The 25,534-nt window shown below is 40.0% G+C and carries 22 protein-coding genes; 15 read left to right on the forward strand and 7 right to left on the reverse strand.

Annotated features, from left to right (window positions below):
• Nucleotides 1–682 precede the first annotated feature (682 nt).
• Nucleotides 683–2,389, forward strand: a complete 1,707-nt coding sequence (locus tag C1642_RS05450) for a GGDEF domain-containing protein (RefSeq protein WP_000016119.1) — start codon at nt 683–685, stop codon at nt 2,387–2,389.
• Between the two features lie 83 nt (nt 2,390–2,472).
• Nucleotides 2,473–4,179 carry a hypothetical protein gene (locus tag C1642_RS05455; protein WP_031961480.1) on the forward strand — a complete coding sequence of 569 codons (1,707 nt, stop codon included), beginning with the start codon at nt 2,473–2,475 and terminating at the stop codon, nt 4,177–4,179.
• A gap of 79 nt (nt 4,180–4,258) precedes the next feature.
• Here the strand turns inward: C1642_RS05455 and uvrA are convergent, their stop codons facing one another.
• The gene (uvrA, locus tag C1642_RS05460) at nt 4,259–7,090 is read right to left on the reverse strand and encodes an excinuclease ABC subunit UvrA (protein WP_031961479.1); all 2,832 of its coding nucleotides are present in this window, start codon (nt 7,088–7,090) and stop codon (nt 4,259–4,261) included.
• A 296-nt stretch (nt 7,091–7,386) separates the two neighbouring features.
• Here uvrA and C1642_RS05465 point away from each other — a divergent pair, with 296 nt between their 5' ends.
• The 4 genes from C1642_RS05465 (at nt 7,387) to C1642_RS05480 (ending at nt 9,783) form a co-directional block, all read left to right on the forward strand.
• Entirely contained in the window at nt 7,387–7,989 is a 603-nt protein-coding gene (locus C1642_RS05465; protein WP_000826318.1) for a TetR/AcrR family transcriptional regulator, read from the forward strand.
• 3 nt (nt 7,990–7,992) lie between these two features.
• Complete coding sequence (locus C1642_RS05470) at nt 7,993–8,970, forward strand: zinc-binding dehydrogenase (protein ID WP_103236025.1); 978 nt, start codon at nt 7,993–7,995, stop codon at nt 8,968–8,970.
• A 65-nt stretch (nt 8,971–9,035) separates the two neighbouring features.
• Nucleotides 9,036–9,389, forward strand: coding sequence for a DUF1304 domain-containing protein (locus tag C1642_RS05475; RefSeq protein WP_000580163.1), 354 nt, complete (start codon nt 9,036–9,038; stop codon nt 9,387–9,389).
• Between the two features lie 52 nt (nt 9,390–9,441).
• Nucleotides 9,442–9,783, forward strand: coding sequence for a GlpM family protein (locus C1642_RS05480; RefSeq protein ID WP_000263329.1), 342 nt, complete (start codon nt 9,442–9,444; stop codon nt 9,781–9,783).
• 49 nt (nt 9,784–9,832) lie between these two features.
• Here the strand turns inward: C1642_RS05480 and tenA are convergent, their stop codons facing one another.
• Nucleotides 9,833–10,507 (reverse strand): thiaminase II, encoded by a 675-nt coding sequence (tenA, locus tag C1642_RS05485; protein ID WP_000899418.1) that lies wholly within the window; start codon nt 10,505–10,507, stop codon nt 9,833–9,835.
• A 262-nt stretch (nt 10,508–10,769) separates the two neighbouring features.
• Here tenA and C1642_RS05490 point away from each other — a divergent pair, with 262 nt between their 5' ends.
• From C1642_RS05490 to ssb, 3 genes are all read left to right on the forward strand, one after another.
• Nucleotides 10,770–11,852 carry a DUF475 domain-containing protein gene (locus C1642_RS05490; RefSeq protein WP_004833586.1) on the forward strand — a complete coding sequence of 361 codons (1,083 nt, stop codon included), beginning with the start codon at nt 10,770–10,772 and terminating at the stop codon, nt 11,850–11,852.
• Between the two features lie 146 nt (nt 11,853–11,998).
• Nucleotides 11,999–13,360, forward strand: a complete 1,362-nt coding sequence (locus tag C1642_RS05495; RefSeq protein ID WP_103236026.1) for an MFS transporter — start codon at nt 11,999–12,001, stop codon at nt 13,358–13,360.
• Nucleotides 13,361–13,411: 51 nt separating this feature from the next.
• Nucleotides 13,412–13,993, forward strand: a complete 582-nt coding sequence (gene ssb / locus C1642_RS05500) for a single-stranded DNA-binding protein (protein WP_001215080.1) — start codon at nt 13,412–13,414, stop codon at nt 13,991–13,993.
• Between the two features lie 39 nt (nt 13,994–14,032).
• Here ssb and C1642_RS05505 read toward each other — a convergent pair whose 3' ends face one another.
• Nucleotides 14,033–14,356, reverse strand: coding sequence for an AzlD domain-containing protein (locus C1642_RS05505; protein ID WP_000082712.1), 324 nt, complete (start codon nt 14,354–14,356; stop codon nt 14,033–14,035).
• Nucleotides 14,353–15,048, reverse strand: a complete 696-nt coding sequence (locus C1642_RS05510) for an AzlC family ABC transporter permease (protein WP_103236027.1) — start codon at nt 15,046–15,048, stop codon at nt 14,353–14,355. Before C1642_RS05510 ends, C1642_RS05505 begins: the two co-directional genes overlap by 4 nt.
• 68 nt (nt 15,049–15,116) lie before the next feature.
• On the opposite strand from C1642_RS05510, the gene C1642_RS05515 reads away from it, so the two are divergent.
• On the forward strand, nt 15,117–15,665 hold the full coding sequence (locus C1642_RS05515; protein ID WP_000081859.1) for a helix-turn-helix domain-containing protein: 549 nt from the start codon (nt 15,117–15,119) through the stop codon (nt 15,663–15,665).
• Between the two features lie 305 nt (nt 15,666–15,970).
• A complete protein-coding gene (locus tag C1642_RS05520; protein ID WP_000718864.1) occupies nt 15,971–17,413 on the forward strand; it encodes an amino acid permease in 1,443 nt (480 codons plus the stop codon).
• Between the two features lie 58 nt (nt 17,414–17,471).
• On the opposite strand, the gene C1642_RS05525 is transcribed toward C1642_RS05520, so the two are convergent.
• Complete coding sequence (locus C1642_RS05525; RefSeq protein WP_213064254.1) at nt 17,472–18,971, reverse strand: PLP-dependent aminotransferase family protein; 1,500 nt, start codon at nt 18,969–18,971, stop codon at nt 17,472–17,474.
• A gap of 156 nt (nt 18,972–19,127) precedes the next feature.
• On the opposite strand from C1642_RS05525, the gene gabT reads away from it, so the two are divergent.
• Both gabT and C1642_RS05535 read left to right on the forward strand, forming a co-directional pair.
• On the forward strand, nt 19,128–20,420 hold the full coding sequence (gene gabT / locus C1642_RS05530) for a 4-aminobutyrate--2-oxoglutarate transaminase (RefSeq protein WP_103236029.1): 1,293 nt from the start codon (nt 19,128–19,130) through the stop codon (nt 20,418–20,420).
• Nucleotides 20,417–21,865 (forward strand): NAD-dependent succinate-semialdehyde dehydrogenase, encoded by a 1,449-nt coding sequence (locus C1642_RS05535; protein WP_103236030.1) that lies wholly within the window; start codon nt 20,417–20,419, stop codon nt 21,863–21,865. The genes gabT and C1642_RS05535 overlap by 4 nt, the downstream gene beginning before the upstream one ends.
• Nucleotides 21,866–21,969: 104 nt before the next feature.
• Here C1642_RS05535 and C1642_RS05540 read toward each other — a convergent pair whose 3' ends face one another.
• Nucleotides 21,970–22,944, reverse strand: coding sequence for a LysR substrate-binding domain-containing protein (locus C1642_RS05540; protein ID WP_000912188.1), 975 nt, complete (start codon nt 22,942–22,944; stop codon nt 21,970–21,972).
• A 20-nt stretch (nt 22,945–22,964) separates the two neighbouring features.
• Nucleotides 22,965–23,591, reverse strand: coding sequence for an isochorismate family cysteine hydrolase YcaC (gene ycaC / locus C1642_RS05545; RefSeq protein WP_000046156.1), 627 nt, complete (start codon nt 23,589–23,591; stop codon nt 22,965–22,967).
• A gap of 277 nt (nt 23,592–23,868) precedes the next feature.
• On the opposite strand from ycaC, the gene C1642_RS05550 reads away from it, so the two are divergent.
• Together C1642_RS05550 and C1642_RS05555 are read left to right on the forward strand one after the other, a co-directional pair.
• Complete coding sequence (locus tag C1642_RS05550) at nt 23,869–24,741, forward strand: pirin family protein (protein WP_000713965.1); 873 nt, start codon at nt 23,869–23,871, stop codon at nt 24,739–24,741.
• Between the two features lie 439 nt (nt 24,742–25,180).
• On the forward strand, nt 25,181–25,534 hold a 354-nt coding region (locus C1642_RS05555; protein ID WP_213064255.1), incomplete at its 3' end, for an NAD(P)-binding protein.

Consider the following 25,534-nt stretch of genomic DNA (forward strand, 5'->3'; position numbering starts at 1 on the left):
CACTCAAACATTATTCTTTTTTCAATTTTGCTGTATTTTGAGTAATAGTTAACACTATTTTGATAAGTTCATCTAAATAATCTATCTATTTTGAATTATTATATAATTGAATAAAGCAAAGAAAATATGTTTTTAAACTAAAAAAACGATTAAAAAATTAATTCTGATCAATTTAATCAACTTTACAAAATTAGAGATAAGTCACACAATTCAATTGCAAAGTTCACTATCTAACATTTTTAGAGTTGGAAGTGCTTTCCCAGATACGATGTGTTATCACATCAGACTTTACGAGCTCAGCTTTCCCCAAGGTTGAGCTTTTTTTTATCTATAAGAAAACATTAATATTTATTAAAAAAATACATGAAATTTCTTCTATTGAGTGTGTATAAAAAAGAACCCAGCTGAGGGCTGGGTTTAGGATGCTGGGAGAAACATCCAAGAGGAAAAAGAAGCTAATTATAGGATTGCGAAATTTACATCATCTGTAAAATGGAGTTTTGCTATAGCCATCATTTGCTCTTTCGATCAAATTTTTAAGAAATAGAAAAGATGAAAGCGTATATTGCGTTAATCGAACTTTGTTGCTGAACTTCTGTTCAGTAAAGTGCTAGGATGCGGATTAATTACTTCATTCTATAGTAGTGATCATGGTAGGACATTTACGGAGTACCAGCTAGAAATGTCAGGATTACGTTCAGAACATATCAGTAATCGACTGTTTTTCTTCATGTTGGTCATTATTTTGTCCTTACTGTTTATGGCGGTTCCGCTTATTGTCAGCAGTTATCAAGAGTACTTAAAAACTAAACAGGCTTTGGTTGAAATTAAAAGCTTAAGATCAATTGCTGAAGTTGCAAATAAAGTCTCTAAAGAACGTGCGCCCGCAAATAAATTAATGTCGAGTAACGCTGCCGATTTTTCAAAAAATCAAAAAAACTTAAAAGAATATCGCCTTTCTGTTGATCGCCAACTTAATGAAACTATTCATATTTTAAAAGAAGAAGGTTATACCGATTTAGCAAATACTTTAGATACTAAATTTAGAGATGATTTAAAACAGGCTCGCGCTGTAGTTGACTATTATGTTGCAACTCCTGAACAAGCGAGAAGCTCTATACAATTCGATAATGCAATTTTGGCTATGTTTGGAGCTTGGGATAGCTGCCGAGAAGTTTTACAAAATTTGATGCTACAGTTAAAAAGTAAAGATAGCCAAATTAACAATTACTTTACTTTGATTGTGGTGTTGACCGATATGCGGGATCAAGCTGGTCGTACCGCATCTAATGTTATTGCGCCTGTGACCTTTAAAGAAACCATACCTAATGATAATAGGGCGCGGTCTTTGCAGACTCAGCAGCAAGCACGCTACTTATGGGCACTTGTAGACACACTACAGTCAGAGCAAGCTAAAACTCCGGAATATCATCGCCTTTACTCAAGGGTTAAAACTGAATTTTTAGATAAAGGCGTACCTATTGTGGGTCAGCTTTTAGATGAAAGCCAAAAGCACCAAGCCTATCATTTAAATGGAACAGAACTGACAGACCAAATCGTTGATAAATTTACCACGGTTATTGATTTGCAAAAGTTTTTACTTAATAAAAGCGTCTTGATTGCATCTCAAGAAAACTATTTAGCAAAAAAGAAGTTTTTCCTTACTTTACTCATTTCAAGCATATCCTTAGCAGCAGCGTTACTTACACTAATTTATGCAAAGAGAAGGGTGTTTGAGCCTCTTATTCAGGCCCGTACCTTAATTCTTGATTTATCTCATAGCACAGATTACCCAATAGATGAGTTGAAACCTAAAAAAGGCGAATTTATTTCGTTGTTTGAAGCTATTGATCGTTTACAAAGGATGCTCAAGCAGCGAGATGCTTTTGAATTCCAGCTTAAAAATATTGCCAATACAGATCCATTAACGGGTGTATCCAATCGTTTGGCTTTATCTGAGTATTTAAAAATTGTTGAGAGTTACCCTCAAAAATTTTCTCAAACTTGTTTGATGATTATTGATATTGATCGCTTTAAACACGTGAATGATCAATATGGTCATATTGTGGGTGACCAAGTGATTCGGCGTATTGCAGATCAATTAAAAGCAAATGTACGGGCTTCTGATTTAATTGTTCGTTATGGTGGTGATGAGTTTTTAATTTTGTTAGAACAGGTGCAGTTTTTAGATGCACGTCTCTTGGCCGAAAAAATTCGTATTGCAATTTCTTTAGAGGAAATTGATCTATCTGGTACACAAGAAAAATTGCATGTATCGGTCAGTATTGGGTTTGCGATTGGAGCGACAAGCTGGATGGAGTTATTAGAGAACGCTGATCGTTCACTCTTAAGAGCTAAAGCTCGGGGACGGAATGTAGTAGAGGGATAGTTTTAAACCTTTGTAAACCTTATTTTGAAAAATCAAATTATTTATGTTTTATTAGAGTTTATTGGATTGAAATATATTGAATTATGAATGTATTAGATAAAGAAAAAAGATTAAAAGAATTATTAGAAAATAATATAAAGAATGAAAAAATTGGTGCTGTAATTGCAATTACAGGATCTTGGGGCATTGGTAAAACTTTTTTTTGGAGAAATTTTTTAGATAAACAATTATCTGATGAACGAGTTTATAAAAAAGATAATGTATTCAATCGGAAATATGCTTATGTATCACTCTTTGGATTAGAATCTTTAAGCGATCTCAAAACTCAAATTTATAGCAATATAGAAAGTTATCACTCATCAATAGAAATTCCTAAATGGATTAAAAGTCTACCTTCAATTTTTAAAGATACTCGTATTACACAATTAGGAATCAATGCGCCAGTTAAGTTGATTGATAGTTTAATGTTTGCACAAGTCAAAGATGCCATCATTTGCTTTGATGACTTTGAACGTATGTCTAATAAGCTAGATATTAAAGATGTTATGGGCTTGGCAAACTATCTAAAATTAGAAAAAAATTGTCAAATTATTCTAATTTTAGATGAAGATAAAACAGAGGCCGAAAATAAGAATAAATATGGTGATTACAAAGAGAAGTTAGTTGATGAAACAATAATCTTAAACTCTGTTGAACCTTTGATTCGGGAGAATACTAAAGGTATCGATGAGAAATTAATTAACCTAATGATTGATTTTTCTGAAAAATTAGAAATTCATAATTTTCGTTTTTTTCAAAAAGTGATTAAATTATTTCGACACTTTCTTACTGAGCTAACAAAAGATATTGCCTATTCAACAAAAGAAATTATCTTAATTCGGATTTTACAAGGTTACTTAATTCAAGATTTTCCAAACTTTGAATATAGTTGGGATGATTGTAAATATGTTACCGAAAAGGAGAGAGAAGCTTGGAGCCCTATAAAGAAAAAAATTTATGGAAAATTACAAAATATATCTTACTCATTCAATCGTGAGGATGAGTGGCTTATCGAATTTAAAAAATGGTTCGAGCAGAGAGATGTAATTAACTTTAGTGAATTGAGTAAGTTAGCTAACTCAGAATTAATATCTGAGGAAAATCAAAATGTACGTAATAAGATTTGGAGAATTTTTGAAAAAAGACATAATTTGGAATTGAATGAAAAAGATCTAGAGTATATTGCGTCTTTAGAACCTAAATATTTAGGAATAGAGGGATTTCGCAATTCTGCATTTATGTATGAAATTCTACGTAAATATCTACCAATCGAAGAGAAAGCTGAGAAATTTAAAGCAGGAATTATAAGTTATATTCACTCAGACTTAACAAGAGCGATTGCCCAAGCAAATAAAGAGCGGCAATTATGGGGATATGAAAGTAATATTTTTTATGAGTATATTGATGATTTAGCTAAAGATTATGTTGAAGAAAAAACTTTAAGTAATATTGCATCTTATTTTTTAAAGTGGGGTAATTTTGAGAGTGAAAATGATAAGGATCTGTTGCGAAAATTTTCATTTGATGAATGGTTTAAATATTTGACTGAAGAAATTTATAAGGAACCTTTTTTTATAGAGGGGGATGATAGCCTGATACAGTATTTAAAAAGATTATATTTAATAACCAGAGAAGATGATTCTATAGATTCAATAATTATAAGGGTTCTACAGAAAATTGGTCAGGAATCAGAATTTAATAAAAGATATATGCAGGATATTATTGAAAATCATTTAATGACAAAGACTTAAACTTTTTAAATAATTGATTATCCATTTTCTTCTAACCTCATCCATTAAAGAATGAAATTAGAAGAAAAGGAGTAGAAAATCACTTCAACATCGGTTTCAAGAAACGACCCGTATGGGAAATTTCAACCTCAGCCACTTGTTCAGGTGTACCTTCGGCAATGATCATACCACCGCCCGAACCACCCTCTGGGCCTAAGTCGACAACCCAGTCTGCTGTTTTAATGACATCAAGGTTATGTTCAATTACCACAATGGTATTACCCTTGTTGCGTAGCTCATGTAAAATATCGAGTAACTTGGCAATATCATGAAAATGCAGACCTGTTGTTGGTTCATCCAAGATATAAAGCGTTTTACCCGTATCACGTTTCGCTAACTCACGAGCCAGTTTGACACGCTGTGCTTCACCACCAGATAAAGTAGTAGCCGCCTGACCTAAACGAATATAGCCTAAGCCAACCTGAGTTAAGGTTTCTAAGCGGCGGTGAATAACTGGAATAGCACTAAAGAACTCAGCAGCATCTTCAACCGTCATTTCTAAAACATCAGAAATGTTTTTGCCTTTATAACCGACTTCAAGTGTTTCGCGGTTATAACGTTTGCCATGACATGCATCGCAAGGTACATACATGTCTGGTAAGAAGTGCATTGCGACTTTGATCATACCGTCGCCTTCACACGCTTCGCAACGTCCGCCTTTTACGTTAAACGAGAAACGACCCGCACTATAACCACGAGCTTTCGCTTCTGGTGTTTGAGCAAATAACTCACGAATTGGCGTAAATAACCCTGTATACGTTGCAGGGTTAGAACGTGGAGTACGTCCAATTGGACTTTGATCAATATCAACGACTTTGTCCAGATGTTGTAGACCATCAATCGAGTCGAACTTTTCAGCTGTTAAGGTCGTTGCACCGTTGAGCTGTGTTGCAGCCAGTGGGAGTAACGTACGGTTAATCAGTGTTGATTTACCTGAACCTGAAACACCAGTCACACAGGTCATAATGCCAAGTGGGATGGTTAAATCGACATTTTTTAAGTTATGACCCGCTGCACCTGAAAGTTTAATTTTTTCTTCAGGTTTAGGTGGTTGAGTTCGCTGTTTTGGCACTTCAATTTTGAGTTTGCCTGAAAGATATTGACCTGTAAGCGAGTCGGCATGTTTAGCCAGCTCATCATACGTACCTTCAGCAATGACAACGCCACCATGCACACCAGCACCAGGGCCGATATCAATAATATGGTCAGCTGCACGGATTGCATCTTCATCATGTTCAACGACTAGTACCGTATTGCCCAAATCACGTAAGCGAATTAGCGTTTGTAATAAACGGTCATTATCACGTTGATGGAGACCAATTGATGGTTCATCGAGTACATACATGACACCCATCAAACCTGCACCAATTTGCGAAGCTAGACGGATACGCTGGGCTTCACCACCCGATAGTGTTTCGGCAGAACGAGCCAGACTTAAATAGTTCAGGCCAACACTCACCAAGAAATGTAAACGCTCACGAATCTCTTTAAAGATTTTATCTGCAATTTCACCTTTGGCACCTTCAAGGTTTATACCTTGATAGTAACTTTCGGCATCTCCAATCGACATGCGGGTAATGTCGGCAATCGTTTTGTCTTTTACACGCACATGACGTGAAATTTCATTGAGACGTGAACCGCCACATGCATCACACGCTGCATTAGAGAGATATTGAGCTAAATCGTCTCGTACATAGTTACTTTCAGTTTCACGATAGCGACGCTCAAGGTGTGGCAAAATTCCTTCAAAAGGTTGCACGCGTGTATGTTTACGGCCACGTTCATCGATATAACTTAAATCGATTTTTTCTTTGCCAGTACCTTGTAAGAATTTCTTTTGCGTGTCTTTATCTAACTGATTCCAAGGTATATCAAGTTGAAAACCAAAATGGTCGGCAACTTTTTGCAGCATTGAATAGTAATAAGGACGTTGACGATCCCAACCACGAATAGCACCTTCACTAATTGCGAGCTCAGGGTTGGGAATGAGTTTTTCAGGACTGAAATGGCTACGTGTACCTAAGCCATCACAGACAGGGCACGCACCGAACGGGTTGTTAAATGAAAATAAACGTGGCTCAAGCTCTGCGACTGCGCGATCACATTCAGGGCATGAGTGTTTTGCAGAAAAAACGCGATCAGGGTGTTCGCCATTCATCCATGATAAAACAGCAATATCACCACCTAAACGTAGTGCAGTCTCAAATGATTCAGCAATACGGTTGCCTAAGTCATCACGTACTTTAAAGCGGTCAACAACGACTTCAATGGTATGTTTTTTCTTTTTGTCGAGTTCCGGTGGTGTATCAATATCAATGATTTCGCCATCAACACGGGCACGAACAAAACCTTGACCTTGTAGTTGTTCGAATAAGTTGCTGTATTCACCTTTACGCTCACGAACAACAGGGGCAAGCAACATGAGTGCAGTGCCTTCCTCAAGGTTTTTTACCGCATCGACCATTTCAGAAACAGTTTGCGCAACCATAGGTAAGTCGTGTTCAGGGCAATAAGGCGTACCGACACGTGCATAAAGCAGACGCAAATAGTCATAAATTTCGGTAATCGTACCAACCGTTGAACGTGGGTTATGGCTAGTAGACTTTTGCTCAATTGCAATGGCTGGCGATAAACCTTCAATCGAGTCAACTTCAGGTTTTTCCATTTGCGATAAAAACTGACGGGCATAGGCCGAAAGTGATTCGACATAACGGCGCTGTCCTTCGGCATACAAGGTATCAAAGGCAAGAGAAGATTTTCCTGAACCTGATAGCCCCGTAATTACCACAAATTTGTCGCGTGGAATATCGAGTGACACATTTTTTAAGTTATGGGTGCGTGCGCCTCGAATACGGATATGACTTTGGCTCATAAAACATCTCAATTGTGTATTGATGAAAATTTAGGTGTTGAGTGATCAGCCGCAGGGAGGTGTGACTGGTTATAAACAACAGACCCTATATATGATAACGATTTAAAATTGTTCAAGTGGTATAAAATGATTTAAAGCGACAAATTGTGACGGTTAAACGACAAACGACAAAATTTGTTTAATTAAGCAGGTTGTATTTTTAACATTCCTCATTCTACATTTCTACTCTAAGCAAATTTTAACCAGCAACATAATTTTGCTAGACGACTGGTCTAATAGTTGTTTATGATGAATGCATGAAACGATTAAATAAAAGCGAAACTACACGACAACACATTTTAGATACCAGTTTTGAACTGGTACTACATAAAGGTTTTGTCGGTGTTGGTTTGCAAGAAATTTTAAAGGCTTGTGACGTACCTAAAGGTTCGTTCTATCACTACTTTGCTTCAAAAGAGGCGTTTGGCTGTGCGTTGCTCGAGCAATACATGGCCAATTATAAAGTCCGTATGGAACAGCTTTGGCAGCACAGTGAGCAAAGTGCCCATGCCCGTTTAATGGCTTTATGGCAGGCGTGGATTGATGATCCGGTACATGGTAGCTGGGCTGAAAACTGCTTGATTGTGAAATTGGCAGCCGAGGTTTCGGACTTATCAGAAGATATGCGTCAAATTCTCAATGACGGTGTGCACAAACTAACCCAACGTTTGGCTTTACTAATCAAAGAAGGGCAACAAGAAGGATCAATTCCAAAACATATTGAACCTTTGAAAACTGCGCAAGTCATGTATCAGTTATGGTTAGGTGCTGCTTTACTCACAAAATTGTCGCAAGACAAAGCACATCTACATCTAGCCTTAGAAACCACCCAACAACTCTTAAAACCGATAGAGGAATAAAGCATGCGAAGTATTATCCATCGTAATTTTGGCGAACCTGTAGACGTTTTAGAGCAGGCGGATATGCCAAAGCCTGAACCAAAAGCAGGCGAAGTGCGTATTAAAACCATCATGTCTCCGATCCATAATCATGATGTATGGACAGTACGAGGAAGTTATGGCTATAAACCAACCTTACCTGCGATTGGTGGCAGTGAGGCAGTTGGTATTGTAGATGCGTTGGGTGAAGGTGTTGAACATGTACAGGTAGGGCAACGTATTGCCGTTGCGGCTGTACATGGCAGTTGGGCTGAATACTTTATTGCGCCAGCGCAAGGGATTATTCCACTCAATAATGAAATTGATGATGAAACAGCAGCGCAGCTGATTGGTATGCCAATTAGTGCACTCATGCTACTCGACTTTGTTAACGTTCAGCCGGGTCAATGGCTCATTCAAAATACGGCGAATGGTGCAGTCGGTAAAACAGTTGCCATGATTGCGCAGGCACGTGGTTTACCTGTGATTAATCTGGTTCGTCGTAGTGATGCAATTGCTGAGATGCAGGCATTAGGCATTCAACATGTTGTGGCAACTGATCAGCCTAACTGGAGAGAGCAAGTTAAACAGATTCACGGTGACCAACCTCTTATTGCCGGTGTGGACTCGATTGGTGGAACCGCAAGTGGCGAAATGCTGCACTTACTCAGTGAAAATAGCTTGCTCGTTTCGTTCGGTAGTATGACTGGCGAAACCATGCAGATTTCATCGGGTGATCTAATTTTCAAACAAGCGACAGTAAAAGGTTTCTGGGCGAGTGTGGTTAATAAAGAAATGCCAGCAGCTCGTAAAAAGGAACTGATCGTTGAGCTGCTAACATTAGCGACTCAGAAAAAATTAATCTTGCCTGTAGAAGGTGTTTTTAGTTTTGATGAGATTAAAACTGCCGCTCAAAGAGCAACGCAAGGCGCTCGTCAAGGCAAAGTATTATTAAAGCCGTAAAACACTAAAAGATCAGTCGAGAGACTGATCTTTTTTCATATCTTTAAAATAAAAAGGAAAATTGTATGATCGGACAAATATTGATTGCGCTTATCGCAATATTACATGTCTATATTTTAGTGTTAGAGATGTTTTTGTGGGACAAACCTTATGGCATGAAAGCCTTTGGAAATAATGCAGAAAAAGCAAAACTCACCAAAGTCATGGCACAGAACCAAGGTCTTTATAATGGCTTTTTAGCAGCAGGTTTATTTTGGTCTTTATTGGCTGATGCACCATTTGCAATATCAATTGCCAACTTCTTTTTAGGCTGTGTACTGATTGCTGGTATTTATGGTGGTCTAACTGCCAGTAAAAAGATTATTTATATTCAGGCGGTTCCGGCATTGATTGCTTTAGTCGCTGTTAATTTTCTTTAAAAAGCGCAAAATACAGCGTTTTGAAATGGAAATGACCAGATAGGAACAGCGCATGTGGGCGTTATTTTTAAAGTGTATGTTGGGGGCCGGGGTTGTCCTCATTATTTCGATTTTATCGAAAAGTAAGGCATTTTATATTGCGGGTTTAGTTCCGCTTTTTCCAACCTTCGCTTTAATTGCTCATGTGATTGTCTATCAGCAAAAAGGAGCCGAAGCATTACAGAAAACGGCTTTATTTGGTCTATGGTCACTGATTCCTTATGCCATTTATTTAGCTGCTGTTTATGTGCTGGCAACGCGTATGTCAATGTGGTCTTGTCTAGGAGTCGCAACGCTATGCTGGGTTGTGGCTGCGGCAGGTTTGATTTACGGCTGGCAATTGTTTCAAAGTTAAATTAAAGACTGACCATTTAACGAAGTAAATGGTCAGAGCTCATCTTGATTTAGATCTGATCTAAACCTAACCATTGTCTTTGATGGTAGGCACTATCCCAAAATAACCATTCAAGTTTTGCACCCATGGTATAGGCTGCATGCATTTTCTCTAAAGTATCTGCATCACAACGTGCGGCAACTTTATCTACCGTCGCAATCACATTACGAACGGCGGTATGGAATTCTTCACCTGCGTAGGTATCAATCCATGCCTGATAAGGATTGTTCGGGACAGACTTACTCACAATGTCTTTACCGACTTCGGCATAAATCCAGAAGCAAGGTAATAGAGCCGCAAGTACAACAGGGTAGCTTTCAGACCAAGCAGTTGCTGTCAAAAATGAAGTGTAATGATGGCCTGCCAAGGTCAATGGGGTATTTTTAAATTCTTCTTTAGTTACCCCAAAGTTTTTCATAAAGTCGTCATGCAAACTGCGCTCGACCACAATTGCAATTTTAGCTGCATCTGAAAACTGCATAATATCGTCAGCATCAAAAGCTTTAGCTGCTGCAACAGCCAGCACACGGCCATAGGCCACTAAATATTGAGCATCTTGAATAACATAATGACAAAAAGCTTCTTTATCTAAAGTACCGTTAGCAAGTTCCTGATTAAAAGGCAGGTCGAGAATTTTTTGATATAAATTTAAATTACGTTGCCAGAGTTCTTGAGAAAAAAGCATAAAAACATTCCATTTAAAATAAGACAGCTAAACCCGATTTTAAATCAATTTTAAAATACAAAAATAATAATGATAGATATATCGCAAGAAAATATTTAATACGATTAATAAGTTAATGAAATATTATAAATTTCTTTATTAAACAGTGAGATAAAGTAAAGTGAATAACGGCACAAAACAACATCGTTTTGTGGTTAATTATCGATATAATAGCCGCGGTTTTAAGAAAGATTAAATTTAGTTCTTGGTATAGGTCTGATCCATGAAGCATTTCCGATTTTCGATATTTTTTACGGTGGTGTGTTTAGCACTATCCGCTTACTGGGGTTTTACCCATGGACCTGAAGCGGGCGTGTCAACCATGCTTAAAGCTTTAACCATTACCGCGATTTTAGCTGTGATGGAAGTTTCTTTATCTTTTGACAATGCGGTCGTGAATGCATCGGTTCTACGTAATTGGGACCCGTTCTGGAAAATGATCTTTTTAACGGTAGGTATTTTAATCGCCGTTTTTGGTATGCGTCTGATTTTCCCAGTCGTGATTGTTGCAGTGACTGCTGATATGGGTGTTATTGAAGTAGCCAAAATGGCACTTAATGATCCGAAAACCTACTCTGAACGTTTAATGGCACATCACGCTGAAATTTCGGCTTTTGGTGGAACATTCCTATTATTGGTTTTCTTAAACTTCTTCTTTGATGACGAAAAAGAAACGCATTGGTTTAGATGGCTTGAATCTAAACTTGCAAGCTTGGCAAGCGTACCGGCAATGTCTGTATTTCTTGCTTTGATTGCTTTAATCGTGATGGCAGGTTATGTCGATGACCATCAACGTTTAGCTGTAACTATGGCCGGTATTTGGGGCATTGTGGTTTACATTGGCGTTGAAGTGCTCAGTCATTTGTTAGGTGGTGAGCCTGAAATTGATGAAAATGGTAATGCTGTATTACAAGATGGAACAGGCGCCGCTTCTGGTGTTGTAAAAGCCGGTTTAGGTGGTTTCTTATATCTTGAAGTGTTAGACGCATCATTTAGTTTTGATGGTGTAATTGGTGCATTTGCGATTACTAGCGACGTTGTCGTGATTATGCTCGGTCTTGCAATTGGCGCTATTTTTGTCCGTTCAATGACAGTTTATCTTGTAGAAAAAGGCACACTAGATGCCTATGTGTTCTTGGAACATGGCGCGCATTATGCGATCGGTGCTTTAGCATTCATTATGATTGCAAGTGGTACAGGCGTGCATGTACCGGAAGTTGTTACAGGTTTAATTGGTGTAGCGTTCATTGTTTGGGCGGTTATCGCTTCAATTCAATATTCGAAGCGCGAGCAACAGTCGCCTTAAGCTAATTTTCAGCAAACTTCGATAAACTAAAGAGGCTAAACGCCTCTTTATTTTTTTAAGCCCAAATCGTTATTTTAAATAAGGTGTCCCGTATTTTTAGAAACGAATCGGCTTATAATTTACTTAGTTTGATAACGTGTATTGATATGATGAATGCTTTGGAACGTCGCTCAACTTTTGCCTTAAGTAGTATTTTTGCACTACGCATGTTGGGCTTGTTCATGATTATTCCTGTCTTTTCTGTAGTTGGGCAGTCATATCAATATGCGACTCCAGCACTCATTGGTTTGGCTGTAGGTATTTATGGTTTAAGTCAGGCCATTTTACAAATTCCATTTAGCTTACTTGCTGACCGTTTTAGCCGTAAACCGCTTGTGGTCTTTGGTCTATTGCTCTTTGCTATTGGTGGTGCAATTGCCGGATTATCTGACACCATTTATGGCGTAATTATTGGCCGTGCTATCGCTGGGGCGGGTGCAGTTTCGGCAGTAGTCATGGCGCTTTTAGCCGATGTGACGCGTGAAGAGCAGCGTACTAAAGCCATGGCTGCCATGGGCATGAGTATTGGCCTATCTTTTGTAGTCGCTTTTAGTCTTGGGCCTTGGCTCACAAGCCTTGTAGGTATTTCTGGTTTGTTCTTTGTGACAACCATCATGGGTTTGATCGCGATTGCGATGTTATTGCTGGTGCCTAAAGTTACTCGTCACCATCGTAATTATCAGCAAGGCTACATGGCACAGCTTAAACAAGTCATTCAAATGGGTGATTTAAACCGTTTACACGTTTCGGTTTTTGCATTGCATTTATTGCTGACTGCCATGTTTATTTATGTGCCGTCACAGCTTATTGAGTTTGCGCATATTCCTTTGGCGAGCCACGGTTTGGTGTATTTGCCACTCTTGGTTATTAGTCTGTTTTTTGCATTTCCTAGCATTATCATCGCTGAAAAATATCGCAAAATGCGCGGCATTTTCTTAACAGCAATTACAGGCATTATTGCAGGTTTGCTTCTTCTTATATTTGGTTATCAATCAAAATATGTATTACTCGCTGGCTTAGGAATTTTCTTTATTGCCTTTAATGTCATGGAGGCTTTATTACCTTCTTGGCTGTCAAAATCCGCTCCAATCCAGTCGAAAGCCACCGCTATGGGGGTAAATGCCAGTAGCCAGTTCTTAGGTGCCTTTTTTGGTGGCACACTAGGTGGTCAATTATTGATGTTACATAATACGATTGGATGGAGTGTCTTAGCAGGGATTGCTATAATATGGCTGCTAATTAGTTTTGGTTTAGCTCAGCCGCGGTATTTGTCATCTATTGTGCTGCCATTGCCGCAAGTGCAACAGGTGAATGAGTGGACCACACAACTATTGGCAATTCGTGGTATCGAAGAAGTTGTGGTGATGCCTGACCAGCAAGTTGCTTATATTAAAGTCGATAAACAGTCTCTTGATGACGCTTCGCGACGTGATTTAACGCAGTTGTTCGGTAAAGAGGTAGCCATTTAAGCATAACTCTTATAAAGTAAAACATAGAAATGTATAGGATGAAGACAGCTAATGCGTGGTGTAAATAAGGTTATTTTGGTTGGTACTTTGGGTCGTGATCCTGAAACAAAAACTTTTCCAAATGGGGGCTCGTTGACCCAGTTTTCTATCGCAACAAGTGAAGTTTGGACCGATAAAAATACAGGTGAACGTAAAGAACAAACAGAATGGCACCGTATTGTTTTGCATAACCGTTTAGGGGAAATTGCTCAGCAGTTTTTACGTAAAGGTTCTAAGGTTTATATCGAAGGTTCATTACGTACACGTCAGTGGACAGACCAAAATGGTCAAGAACGTTACACTACAGAAATCCGTGGCGACCAGATGCAAATGTTAGATGCTCGTCAACAAGGTGAACAAGGTTTTGCTGGCGGTAATGATTTTAACCAACCACGTTTTAACGCGCCTCAACAAGGTGGCGGCTATCAAAATAACAACCAAGGTGGTGGCTACGGCCAAAACAATGGTGGTTATGGTGGCCAAGGTGGTTTCGGTAATGGTGGCAATAGCCCGCAAGGTGGTGGTTTCGCTCCTAAAGCGCCACAACAACCAGCATCTGCACCAGCTGATTTAGACGACGATTTACCGTTCTAATCAAAGTTTCAAAAAGGCGAGTTTATCTCGCCTTTTTTATTATTCAATTCCAAGTAAACGTACCAGTGCTGTGCCAGCCGCTGCCAGACAAATCACTAATAAAAGCGGTGCTTTTTTCCAAACTAAGAAAAGTGCTAAACCCACCCCAAATATACGTGCGAAACCTGCGAAATGGTGACCTTCAAAAAATGTAGTGGTCACAGCAATGGCACAGAGCAAAACGGTTGCGCCGTTTGAGAGTAAAACTTGGTATTTTTCAGAAAATGAAAACTTGGCACCTAAGTGGAAACCAGCAAAACGGATACTGTACGTACCCAGTGCGAGTAGAGCTATCCCTACAATAATCAGTAACTGTTGACTCATTTTTTTCTACCCCATATCAAGCCAAAAAGTGAAATCAGGATTGGAAGTCCTGCGGCTAAAAAGGGTGTGGTTATCAACGCTAAAGCTGATCCGGCAAATGCAGCTTTTCGAGTCACCTTATTCTTTAAAGCAGAAAAAGTAAGAGCAATTAAAATAGCTGGGAAAATCGCATCTAAGCCAAATGTTTTAGGGTCTGGAATAGCACTCCCAATAAAATAACCTACAGTGACACCGAGCGGCCAACTGAGCATGATGCCTATACCACATAGCCAGTAAGCAGCCTTTTTGGTGTCGAAATCAGGCTGTGCCATACCAAACAAAACACTTTCATCGTTCATGATATGAGACCCAAAATATTGAGAGAATTTGCCTCGAATCAGTTCATTGACCGCAATGCCAAAAGGTAGATGTCTTAAATTGACGAGTAGTCCTGCAATTGCAGCCGCAATCGGGCTACCACCTACCGCCAAGAATCCAATAAAAATAAATTCAGCAGTTCCCGCGAGCACAAATATGGATAGGCAAAGTGGGATCCAGAGTGCTAAGCCATAACTTGCGGCGAGTGAACCTAAAGACATACCAACGACACTCGTTGCTAAGCACACAAAGAAAATCGAGCGAGTAGTATCTTTACTAAGTTTTCTAATAAGAGCGTATGTAGTCATGTCATGATATAACGAACGATTTTCCATTATAATGAATAAGTCTGATTGTTTTGTCAAAACGAACGATCGTTTTTTTTATAGAACGGATAGAATGAATGTCTCAGCCAATTGAAATTATTGCCAAAGGTTTAACGCGTGAACGCCAAAGAGCAGGGCTTTCATTGGCAGAGGTTGCGCGCCGTGCAGGTGTTGCCAAATCTACACTTTCTCAATTAGAGGCAGGGCAAGGTAATCCAAGTATTGAAACCTTGTGGGCACTTTGTGTTGCACTCAATATTCCATTTGCACGTTTGATGGAAGAACCGAGCAATCAAGTACAAGTCATTCGCTGTGGTGATGGGCCAACGGTGAGTTCGGAGATTGCCAATTACAAAGCAATTTTGTTGGCGACCTGTCCACCCCATGCGCGCCGAGATGTGTATTTATTGATTGTTGAACCGGGCGAAGATCGACTTTCAGAACCACATCCAGTTGGTTCTGTAGAACATATTATTGTAGTGGAGGGGCGAGCTTTAGTGGGTTTAATTGATGAGGCGGTTGAGCTGGGTGTTGGAGACTATATTTGTTATCCAGCCGATCAAAAACATATATTTAGAGCTTTGGAAACTGGCACAAAAGCGTTATTAATTTCTGAACAAAACTAAAGAAATTCAATCTGATTAAAATAAAAACAAAAAGCCATTTACCAGCATCTTCTACAAAAAGGGCCAATTTTGCGTATAAATTTTGCAATTGGCTCTCTCTTTTATTACAAAAATGGCTCTCGTTTCTTGAGTGCCGAAACGACAAATTAAAGCCATTGGAAGTATGCATACGGAAGCGCCGGATAAGCTCAGTGAATTTTCTGTTTTAGGAATTGGGCAGAACGGCTAAATTTTTAGGGGATATTTTTTGGCTTCGGAGGATTTCCGAGACTAGCCGATATCCTCCATATATTAAGGAAAATGATATGGCAGCTCATCAAAATGGTTCTGAAGCCAATCACTCCCAAAGTTTAAAACATGGACTTAAATCACGCCACTTAACCATGATCTCGATTGCAGGGGTTATTGGTGGCTCTCTCTTTGTTGGCTCAGGCAGTATTATCTACAACACCGGCCCTGTAGTTTTTCTAACTTATGCTTTAGGTGGCCTACTCGTTTGGTTCATCATGCGTATGTTAGGCGAGATGGCCGTTTTAAATCCCGACAGTGGCTCTTTTTCAACTTATGCAGACCGTGCGATTGGCCGTTGGGCAGGGTTTTCAATTGGTTGGTTGTACTGGTGCACGCTGGCGATGCTCATGGGCTGGGAAGCTTATGTAGCAGGAAAAATTTTAAATAACTGGTTCCCGTTTATTCCGATCTGGGTTTATATGACCGTCGTTATTGTCGCACTGGTTGTTGTCAATTTACAAAACGTCAAGAACTATGGTGAATTCGAGTTCTGGTTTGCGCTCATCAAAGTCATCGCGATTGTTGTTTTCCTTGTGATTGGTAGTTTAGCCATCATGCATTTGTGGCCTTGGGGCAATCCGGCTGCATCTGGTATAAGTAACTTAACCTCTCAAGGCTTTATGCCAAATGGCGGTTCGTCAGTGATTACCGCCTTGCTTGGAGTAATGTTCGCCTATATTGGCGCTGAAATTGTTACCGTAGCAGCAGCAGAGTCTGCAAATCCATCTAAAGAAATTCGTAAGGCATCAAACTCGGTGGTTTGGCGTATTATTTTATTCTACGTTGGTTCAATGTTCGTTGCTGTATGTCTTATTCCTCACAACAATGAACTTTTAAAAGATTCGACTTGGGGTACTTATAGTGTAACTCTGTCTGCACTTGGTATTCCGGGCGCGCGCCATATCGTAAATTTTGTAGTTCTAACATCGGTATGTAGTTGCTTTAACTCAGCGCTTTACACGTGTTCACGGATGCTATTCTCGCTATCTAAACGTGGTGATGCACCAAAAAGTTTTGGTTCTGTAAACAGTAAAAGCAGTCCTTGGGTGGGTGTGATTGTGTCATGCTTCTTCTCTGTAATTGCGGTAATTTTAACTGCCACAGAGAGTATGAATGTTTATGACTTCTTCATGCTAACAACAGGTGCAGCAACACTATATGTGTACCTGACCATTGCTTATTCTCAGCTTCGTATGCGTAAAAAATTAGAAGCTGAAGGCGTGAAGATTGACTTTAAAATGTGGATGTTCCCTTACCTAACCTATGTGGTGATCTTTGCAATTATTGGTGCAATTCTTACCATGTTGATTGAAGGTACTTATTTTAAAGAAGTGATTTACACCACAGCATTGTTCGGCATTATTGTGTTCTTCGGGTTATTGTCTGAAAAGCTAGGTTGGGGTAAAGACCGTCGCGCAACCCATTTAACTCATAGCCATGAAGAAAAGTTAGTTTAAATTTTTAAACCAAAAGAGCCTCACAATGAGGCTCTTTTTTATTTTACTCAGATAAAAATCAATTCAGTGTGGATACACCTGCTTCACGTAAGCATTGAAGCAAGACGCCAAAAGCCATCACCATATCTTTTTCATTTACACAGGCAAAGCCCATCAGCAGTCCGCGCTCTGCATGTGCATGCGACTGCATGTAGTACTGAGACAGTGGACGAACCTTGACACCACGTTCAAGCGCTGTGGCTGCAATCGCGACATCATCGCAAGAGTTCGGTAGTTTTAAAACCAGATGTAACCCTGCCGCTTCGTCATATTCATGAATAAATTCGGGACCAAGATAGCGTTGAATTAAGCTCACCAAGTAATCGCGACGTTTACCATAGAGCAGGCGCATACGGCGAATATGCGCTTCATAATGGCCTTCACGTATAAATTCAGCGAGGGCTTTTTGCTCAAGCAAGTGCCCACCACGATAAAGCTCGGCCGCAACAATACGTAGCGGTGAAAATAGCGGCTTAGGGACGACCAAATAGCCAATTCTTAAGGATGGATAAATAGTTTTACTAAACGTGCCCATATATAAAACAGGTGCGTTATTTTCTAAGCCTTGCAAAGATGGATAAGGCTGACCCGAGAAACGGAACTCACTGTCATAGTCATCTTCTACAATCCAGCTATTGTGCTGACGTGCGATTTGAATCAATTGTCTGCGACGATCAAGGCTTAAATGTGAGCCAAGCGGATATTGATGTGATGGTGTGACAAAAATGAGTTTAGGCGGTACTGCCGGATTTTCTTCAGGAATAATGCCTTCAGCATCGACAGGCATGGGCTGAATATCGAGGCCATTAATCCGTAACGTATTACGCATTCCCCAATAAGCGGGATCTTCAATCCAGACTTTATCTCCCATATCACTCAGTGCACGTGAGACTAAATCAATAGCTTGGTGAATGCCTTCGGTAATAATAATCTGATCTGCATCGCACTGGACTGAACGCGCAACACGTAAGTAATCTGCCAACGCACTACGAAGCTCTATGCATCCACCTGCGTTGCTATAAATCAGGCGGTTAATGTCCGGTTCGCGGCTTAAGCGTGCTTGAATACGACTAAAAATATGATGTGGGAACTCTGTAACATCGGGTGCTCCCGGAACAAAGGCTCCCCATTGATGTGGCGAGGCTGCGGCATATCCTAATAAATTTGAGCCACGTTGTGAGAGGGCATAGGAACTTTGAACATTTGGGCTAGAAACTACTTTTTTCTTGTTTTGTGTATTTAAAAAACTCTCTGGTAACTTTTCGGCAACCCATGTGCCATGTCCTGTCCGTGCTTCTAAATAGCCTTCGGCCTGTAGTTGTTCGTAGGCACTAAGAACGGTATTTCTCGAAACATGAATTTCACTGGCTAAATCGCGTGATGCAGGTAGACGAGTCTTGGGCTGGATGACTCCATCAATAATGGCACCACGCAGGCAACGGAAAAGGCGTTGATGTAGTTTCCCTTCAGTGTCCTGTTGGAGTCGTTGCAGCAAATGATCTCCAAGTAAACTACGCAATTGGCTCTCTCCTACAGTTAAAAAGTGGCTCTCGTCAGTTGCCATCAGACGAGCGAAATTACATGCATAGGCAGTCGTTGTAAAGCACCCTGAAAATTAAGCACAGGATGCAAAAAAACTAAGCTGCAACTGATGATGAAAATATGAGGGAATCAAATGGATACTCAACATTCTGCACTTAACGCACGTAAACAGCAAGCAACTCCACGTGGTGTAGGCGTGATGTGTCAGTGGTATGCGGAAAAAGCTGAAAATGCCACGATTTGGGACAAGGAAGGCAACCAATTTATCGATTTCGCTGGTGGTATTGCAGTTTTAAATACAGGCCATCGCCACCCTAAAGTCATTGCAGCGGTGACTGAACAACTTACTAAATTTACGCATACTGCGTATCAAGTTACGCCTTATGAAAGCTATGTGGCTTTAGCTGAACGTATTAATGAACGCGCACCAATTGCTGGTCCTGCGAAGGCAGCTTTTTTCACAACAGGTGCAGAAGCTGTTGAAAATGCAGTAAAGATTGCTCGTTGTTACACAGGTCGTCACGGTATTATCACGTTTGGTAACGGTTTCCACGGTCGTTCATTCATGACCATGGCAATGACAGGTAAAACTGCGCCTTACAAACGTGATTTCGGTGTAATGCCAGCGGGTGTGTTCCACGCACGTTACCCAGTACCTGCAAAAGGTATTTCAGTAGATGCGGCGATTGAAAGCGTTGAAGATATTTTCAGTGAAGATATTGCACCACATGACGTAGCAGCAATTGTACTTGAGCCAGTACAAGGCGAAGGCGGTTTCAATGTGGTGCCAGCCGAGTTCTTAAAACGTTTACGCGCAATTTGTGATAAGCACGGTATTTTACTTATCGCTGATGAAGTTCAATCTGGTTTTGCTCGTACTGGTAAGTTATTTGCGATGAACCATTATGAAACTAAAGCAGACCTCATCACGATGGCGAAAAGCTTGGGCGGCGGTTTCCCTATTTCGGGTGTTGTGGGCCGTGCAGAAGTGATGGATGCACCAAACCCGGGTGGTCTAGGCGGTACTTATGCAGGTAGCCCGATTGCAGTTGCAGCTGCGCATGCCGTGATTGCCGCGATTGAAGAAGAAAACCTATGCGACCGTGCAAATGAATTAGGCGCTGAGTTAGTTGCTACGCTTAAAGATATTCAGCAAGCAACAGGTGACGTGGTCACTGATATTCGTGCATTGGGTTCAATGGTTGCAGTAGAACTTGAGACTGCTGAACAAGCAAAAGTTGTACAAAACTATGCAATGGAAAACGGGTTGTTACTTCTTACTTGTGGTAAATACGGTAATGTAATTCGTTTCTTATATCCATTAACCATTCCTGCTGAGCAATTCCGTCAAGGTCTTGATATCTTGAAACAAGGTTTTGCGACACTAAAAGCAGGTAGTGCAAAAGCAATGGAGCAATCTGCATGATTCAAAATAATTTGCAGTATTTATTAAAACATCCTGATATTTCATTAGAAGCACCTGCATCAAATGACTATATCGAGGTGAAGGATGCTGCTACGGGTGAAACTTTGGCATGGATAAAAACCTATGACCGTGCAGGAGTTGAAGCCGCAATTAACCGTTCAGCAAAAGCGCAGGCTGCTTGGAAAAAGCAAACTGCCTTGGCGCGTGCTGATGTGCTATTGGCATGGTACAACCTCATGCTTGAGCACAAAGAAAATCTGGCTCAAATCTTAACAGCTGAGCAAGGTAAACCATTGGCAGAAGCACGTGGTGAAATTGGTTATGCAGCATCATTCATTCGCTGGTTTGCCGAGCAAGCGCGTCGTATCGATGGTGAAGTCTTAACACCTACCTTGCCAAACCAACGTCTGCTCGTGATTAAACAAGCGATTGGTGTTACAGCTGCAATTACGCCGTGGAACTTTCCGGCTGCCATGATTACGCGTAAAGCAGGTCCAGCCATTGCTGCAGGTTGTTCAATGTTGGTTAAACCGGCAGAGCAAACGCCTTTAACCGCCTATGCGCTTGAAGTATTGGCGTTACAGGCAGGCTTACCAGCAGATGTTTTAATTAACATTAGTGGTGATGCAGTTGAAGTCGGCAAAACCCTATGCGAAAGCGATATTGTTCGTAAGTTAAGCTTTACTGGTTCAACACAAGTGGGCCGTATCTTGATGCAACAATGTGCGCCAACCATTAAAAAGCTTTCGCTTGAACTGGGTGGTAACGCGCCTGTATTGGTATTTGATGATGCCAACCTTGAACAAGCGGTTCAGGGCATCATGGCAAGTAAATATCGTAACAGCGGTCAAACCTGTGTCTGCGCTAACCGTATTTATGTTCAAGATGGCATTTACGATGCATTGGCAGAGCGTTTGGTTGAAGCTGTGTCTAAGCTTAAAGTTGGCGATGGCCGTCAAGAAGGTTCAACCCAAGGACCTTTAATTGATGAAGATGCGATTGCAAAAGTTCAGTCTCATATTGCAGATGCAACTGAGAAAGGCGCAACAGTTCGTATTGGTGGTAAACGTTCGGCACTTGGCGGTACATTCTTTGAACCGACTGTGTTAACTGGCGTAACGCAAGACATGAAAGTATCTAAAGAAGAAACTTTTGGTCCACTTGCCCCATTGTTCCGCTTTAAAACTGAAGATGAAGCAGTGGCAATGGCGAACGATACCGAGTTCGGTTTAGCTGCTTATTTGTTTACTCAAAGCACAGCTCGTCAATGGCGAGTAGGTGAGGCACTTGAGTACGGTATGGTCGGCATTAACACGGGCGCAATTTCAAATGAAGTTGCTCCGTTTGGTGGCGTAAAACAGTCAGGTCTAGGTCGTGAAGGTTCAAAATTCGGCATCGAAGAATATGTCGAAATGAAATACCTCTGCGTAGACTTATCTGAGTAAGGGATAAAGCGAGTTCGCTTTGTTCTGAACGAAAACATGCAGTTATACTGCATGTGATGTTTCACAAAAAAACCGGTCATGCCCATTCATGACCGGTTTTTTATTTAAGTCGGCAAATATCCTTCATGGCTTTCGGGTAAACGTCTGAGTTCTTCAATCAGGGTTTCAATGAGTTTTTCGACCACCAGACGTTGGCCTTTTCTAGACACATAAACTAGTTGTAGCATGCCAATATTCGACTTCCAGTCAGGAAGTATATGGACCAGTGTTCCTTTACGAATTTCCGATTCAACGGTTAAAAAAGGAAGATCTGCAATACCTAGACCATCCATTACAGCATAGTAAACGCCAGCCAAATCATTACTTTTGATTCGTGGTTGATAAGGCACATCAACCGATTCACCATTACGTATATTGCATAAATGCCAAATATAATTTTGCTTTTGTGTGCCTAAGCTAATACTTGGAAAGTCCTGTAATTCGGAATAATGCTTAATGGTACGACCTTGCAGTAATTCAGGCGAAGCCACCAGACAATGATCGGTTTTAATCACATCACGAACAATCAAATTTGAATCTTCATTCGGTTCAAAATTGGTTCGAATCGCAAGGTCGATGTCATCATGCAAGATATCTACTCGACGGCTGGTTAGCTCAAGAGATATTTCAACTTTAGGGTAGGTTTTTAAAAACTGATTTAAAATTTTTCTAATTTGAAAATGCATCATTAAAGGCGGGCAGCTTACTTTTACCAAACCTTGAGGCTCACTTTTTTGCTTTAATAACACGTTCTCTGCACATTCAACTTGAGCAATGACTTTGCAGCATTCCTCGTAAAACTCTTGACCTAAATCGGTCACTTTAAAATGGCGGGTTGTTCTTTGAATCAGGCTGACATTAAATTTATTTTCAAGGTCAATAATGCGTCGGCTGAGCTTGGATTTACTAATATTTTCGGCCTCACTGGCAGCACTAAAGCCGCCGTGTTTCACGACCAAATAGAAATAATAAAAATCATCAAAAGAGCTTATCAATGTCCGTTCAACCCATTTAAATGTAAGATTAGAATGCTTAAGCATTCTAATCTTGGCAGTAGAACTTATTTTTGGCTAGTGTTGTGATTGTAACTTGAAATCAGGTTACGGTAGTCAGGGATATGATTTGAGAACAATGTGCCCAAACCTTCAATATCATTACGCCAGTCACGGTGTAATTCACACGCCATACCGAACCAAGTCATTAGCTGAGCACCTGCTTTAGACATACGGTCCCAAGCTGCATCACGTGTTAATTCGTTGAAAGTACCAGAAGCATCAGTAATCACGAATACTTCAAAGCCTTCTGCCAAAGCAGATAGTGCAGGGAATGCCACACAAACTTCAGTTACAACACCTGCAATAATCAGTTGTTTTTTACCAGTTGCTTTAACCGCTTTTACGAAATCTTCATTGTCCCACGCATTGATTTGGCCTGGACGTGGAATAAAAGGTGCATCTGGGTGAATTTCTTTTAACTCAGGAACTAAAGGACCGTTTGGACCAGTTTCAAAACTGGTTGTTAAAATTGTTGGAAGATTGAAGTATTTTGCTGCATTTGCAACAGCAAGTACGTTGTTTTTAAATTTATCCGGATCGATATCTCGAACTAAAGAAAGTAAACCTGCTTGATGGTCAACTAAAAGAACCGCAGCATTATCCTTGTCTAAGCGTACATAATCTTGAGCCATTTTTTATGTCCTCATGTTATCAAATTGAATAATCAAAAATTATTGGGTAGGTCATCAGTGCCTAAAATCATGCTAGATGAGTTTGTTGTCGTAATTAAGTCTAAAAAATAGGATTAAGAATTTTAAAAATAGGACGATCTCTTAAACAAAACATCAAAATTTATGATTGTCCCATAAATGCAATAATGTGTTGCTAATCCTGATCTATAAACTGCAATTATTGAGGCGTAAAATCAATCTCAGTTCAAGAAAATCCTACATATATAGGAGAGATCAGATGAAGAAATTTCTTGGTGCATATCAAAATAACCACATGCATTGGGTTGGTGATGGTTTCCCTGTATATAACCTGTTCTCTTATGACCGTTTAGGCCAAACCCTAAGCCCATTTTTGTTACTGGATTATGCAGCGCCATATAACTTCTCACCAACCACTGAACAACAAGGTGTAGGTTCACATCCTCACCGTGGCTTCGAAACAGTTACTATTGCCTATCAAGGTGAAGTGACTCATAAAGACTCAAGTGGTGGTGGCGGAACCATTAAAACCGGTGACGTGCAATGGATGACTGCGGGTGCAGGGGTGTTACATGAAGAGTTCCATTCTCCTGAATTTGCAGAGCATGGCGGTCTTTTTGAAATGGTGCAATTGTGGGTAAATTTACCTTCGCATTCAAAAATGACCCCTGGAAAATATCAAGCCATTGAAGCTAAAGATATTCCGGACATTGCACTAGACGAGCACGGTAGTCATTTGCGTGTGATCGCAGGTGAATATGCAGATGCAAAAGGTGCAGCAACTACATTTAGTCCATTAAATGTATGGGACGGTAAATTGGTAAAAGGCCAAAAACATACCCTGTATGTACCTGAAGGGCATACTACCCTTGTTGTTGTGCTAGAGGGCGCGGTTGTGGTCAATGATACAAACCGTCTTGAAGGCAAAACCGTTGCGATTTTATCTCGTGAGGGCGTTGAGTTTAGCTTAAATGCTGAAGAAGACACTAAATTCTTGGTGTTGACTGGCCAACCACTAAATGAGCCAATCGAAGGTTATGGTCCATTTGTCATGAATACCAAAGCCGAGATTATGGAAGCGATTAACGATTTTAATCGTGGAAAATTCGGTTCAATCATGCAAGAAGGATAAATTGCTAAGCTGTACTTAATGATCTTTAAAAGCAAAGTAATAAAAAGCCCGCTATCAAGTGTGAATAGCGGGCTTTTTCGCTGTAAAGTTTCTGTTTTTATGAGGGATATCATTATTGTGTCGGCATTGTTTTGTGTGATTTAGTTCTCATTATTATGCCACCATGATACCGCAAAAAATGATACTTGTAAAACGAATGATATAAATACAGTTAAATTATCTTATTTTATTTAAAAGAATTTTTTTAAATTTTTAAAAAATATAGATTTTTATACAGTCATCCTCTTTTGTAAAATTTTATGAAAAACTTTTGGGCTTACCTTTTAAAATTTTTCTATATAAATTGATGCAAAAAATAAAAATCTGGTAGTTTTTAATACGGTGTTTTTTTAGGGTATGAGTGATAATCAAAAAAATTCTCGAAAAATGGGACATCATTTTGGATATCGCAATTATTGGCAGTGGAATGGCAGGACTTGCAGCAGCAAGAATTCTGAAAGATGCAGGACATACAATCACGATATTTGAAGCACTTCCTGGCCGGGGAATGGACAGTCATAGCATTGAGTTCGATGGTGGGATTATTGATGCACCATTGCGTGTTATGAACCCGCATCTATGGAAAAATACACTCAGCCTTGCTGCACATTTAGGCATTAAAACCTTTCCGGTTCGTACCTATATGTCTTGTAGCTGGTTATTTGAAGATCGTACTGAAACATGGTTAACCACATCTCGTAGCCGTATTGGTAATTTCCCAATTATCAATAACCGTAAAGGTATCCAGCAATAT

Origin of the sequence: Acinetobacter sp. AKBS16 (genome assembly GCF_002899995.1) — a bacterium.
Lineage (GTDB): Bacteria > Pseudomonadota > Gammaproteobacteria > Pseudomonadales > Moraxellaceae > Acinetobacter > Acinetobacter baumannii.

Excerpts from the sequence above, each read along its gene's own strand:
- C1642_RS05450 (WP_000016119.1), top strand. The coding sequence starts at position 683 with ATGTCAGGATTACGTTCAGAACATATCAGTAATCGACTGTTTTTCTTC.
- C1642_RS05455 (WP_031961480.1), top strand. The coding sequence starts at position 2,473 with ATGAATGTATTAGATAAAGAAAAAAGATTAAAAGAATTATTAGAAAAT.
- uvrA (WP_031961479.1), bottom strand. The coding sequence starts at position 7,090 with ATGAGCCAAAGTCATATCCGTATTCGAGGCGCACGCACCCATAACTTA.
- C1642_RS05465 (WP_000826318.1), top strand. The coding sequence starts at position 7,387 with ATGAAACGATTAAATAAAAGCGAAACTACACGACAACACATTTTAGAT.
- C1642_RS05470 (WP_103236025.1), top strand. The coding sequence starts at position 7,993 with ATGCGAAGTATTATCCATCGTAATTTTGGCGAACCTGTAGACGTTTTA.
- C1642_RS05475 (WP_000580163.1), top strand. The coding sequence starts at position 9,036 with ATGATCGGACAAATATTGATTGCGCTTATCGCAATATTACATGTCTAT.
- C1642_RS05480 (WP_000263329.1), top strand. The coding sequence starts at position 9,442 with ATGTGGGCGTTATTTTTAAAGTGTATGTTGGGGGCCGGGGTTGTCCTC.
- tenA (WP_000899418.1), bottom strand. The coding sequence starts at position 10,507 with ATGCTTTTTTCTCAAGAACTCTGGCAACGTAATTTAAATTTATATCAA.
- C1642_RS05490 (WP_004833586.1), top strand. The coding sequence starts at position 10,770 with ATGAAGCATTTCCGATTTTCGATATTTTTTACGGTGGTGTGTTTAGCA.
- C1642_RS05495 (WP_103236026.1), top strand. The coding sequence starts at position 11,999 with ATGATGAATGCTTTGGAACGTCGCTCAACTTTTGCCTTAAGTAGTATT.
- ssb (WP_001215080.1), top strand. The coding sequence starts at position 13,412 with ATGCGTGGTGTAAATAAGGTTATTTTGGTTGGTACTTTGGGTCGTGAT.
- C1642_RS05505 (WP_000082712.1), bottom strand. The coding sequence starts at position 14,356 with ATGAGTCAACAGTTACTGATTATTGTAGGGATAGCTCTACTCGCACTG.
- C1642_RS05510 (WP_103236027.1), bottom strand. The coding sequence starts at position 15,048 with ATGGAAAATCGTTCGTTATATCATGACATGACTACATACGCTCTTATT.
- C1642_RS05515 (WP_000081859.1), top strand. The coding sequence starts at position 15,117 with ATGTCTCAGCCAATTGAAATTATTGCCAAAGGTTTAACGCGTGAACGC.
- C1642_RS05520 (WP_000718864.1), top strand. The coding sequence starts at position 15,971 with ATGGCAGCTCATCAAAATGGTTCTGAAGCCAATCACTCCCAAAGTTTA.
- gabT (WP_103236029.1), top strand. The coding sequence starts at position 19,128 with ATGGATACTCAACATTCTGCACTTAACGCACGTAAACAGCAAGCAACT.
- C1642_RS05535 (WP_103236030.1), top strand. The coding sequence starts at position 20,417 with ATGATTCAAAATAATTTGCAGTATTTATTAAAACATCCTGATATTTCA.
- C1642_RS05540 (WP_000912188.1), bottom strand. The coding sequence starts at position 22,944 with ATGCTTAAGCATTCTAATCTTACATTTAAATGGGTTGAACGGACATTG.
- ycaC (WP_000046156.1), bottom strand. The coding sequence starts at position 23,591 with ATGGCTCAAGATTATGTACGCTTAGACAAGGATAATGCTGCGGTTCTT.
- C1642_RS05550 (WP_000713965.1), top strand. The coding sequence starts at position 23,869 with ATGAAGAAATTTCTTGGTGCATATCAAAATAACCACATGCATTGGGTT.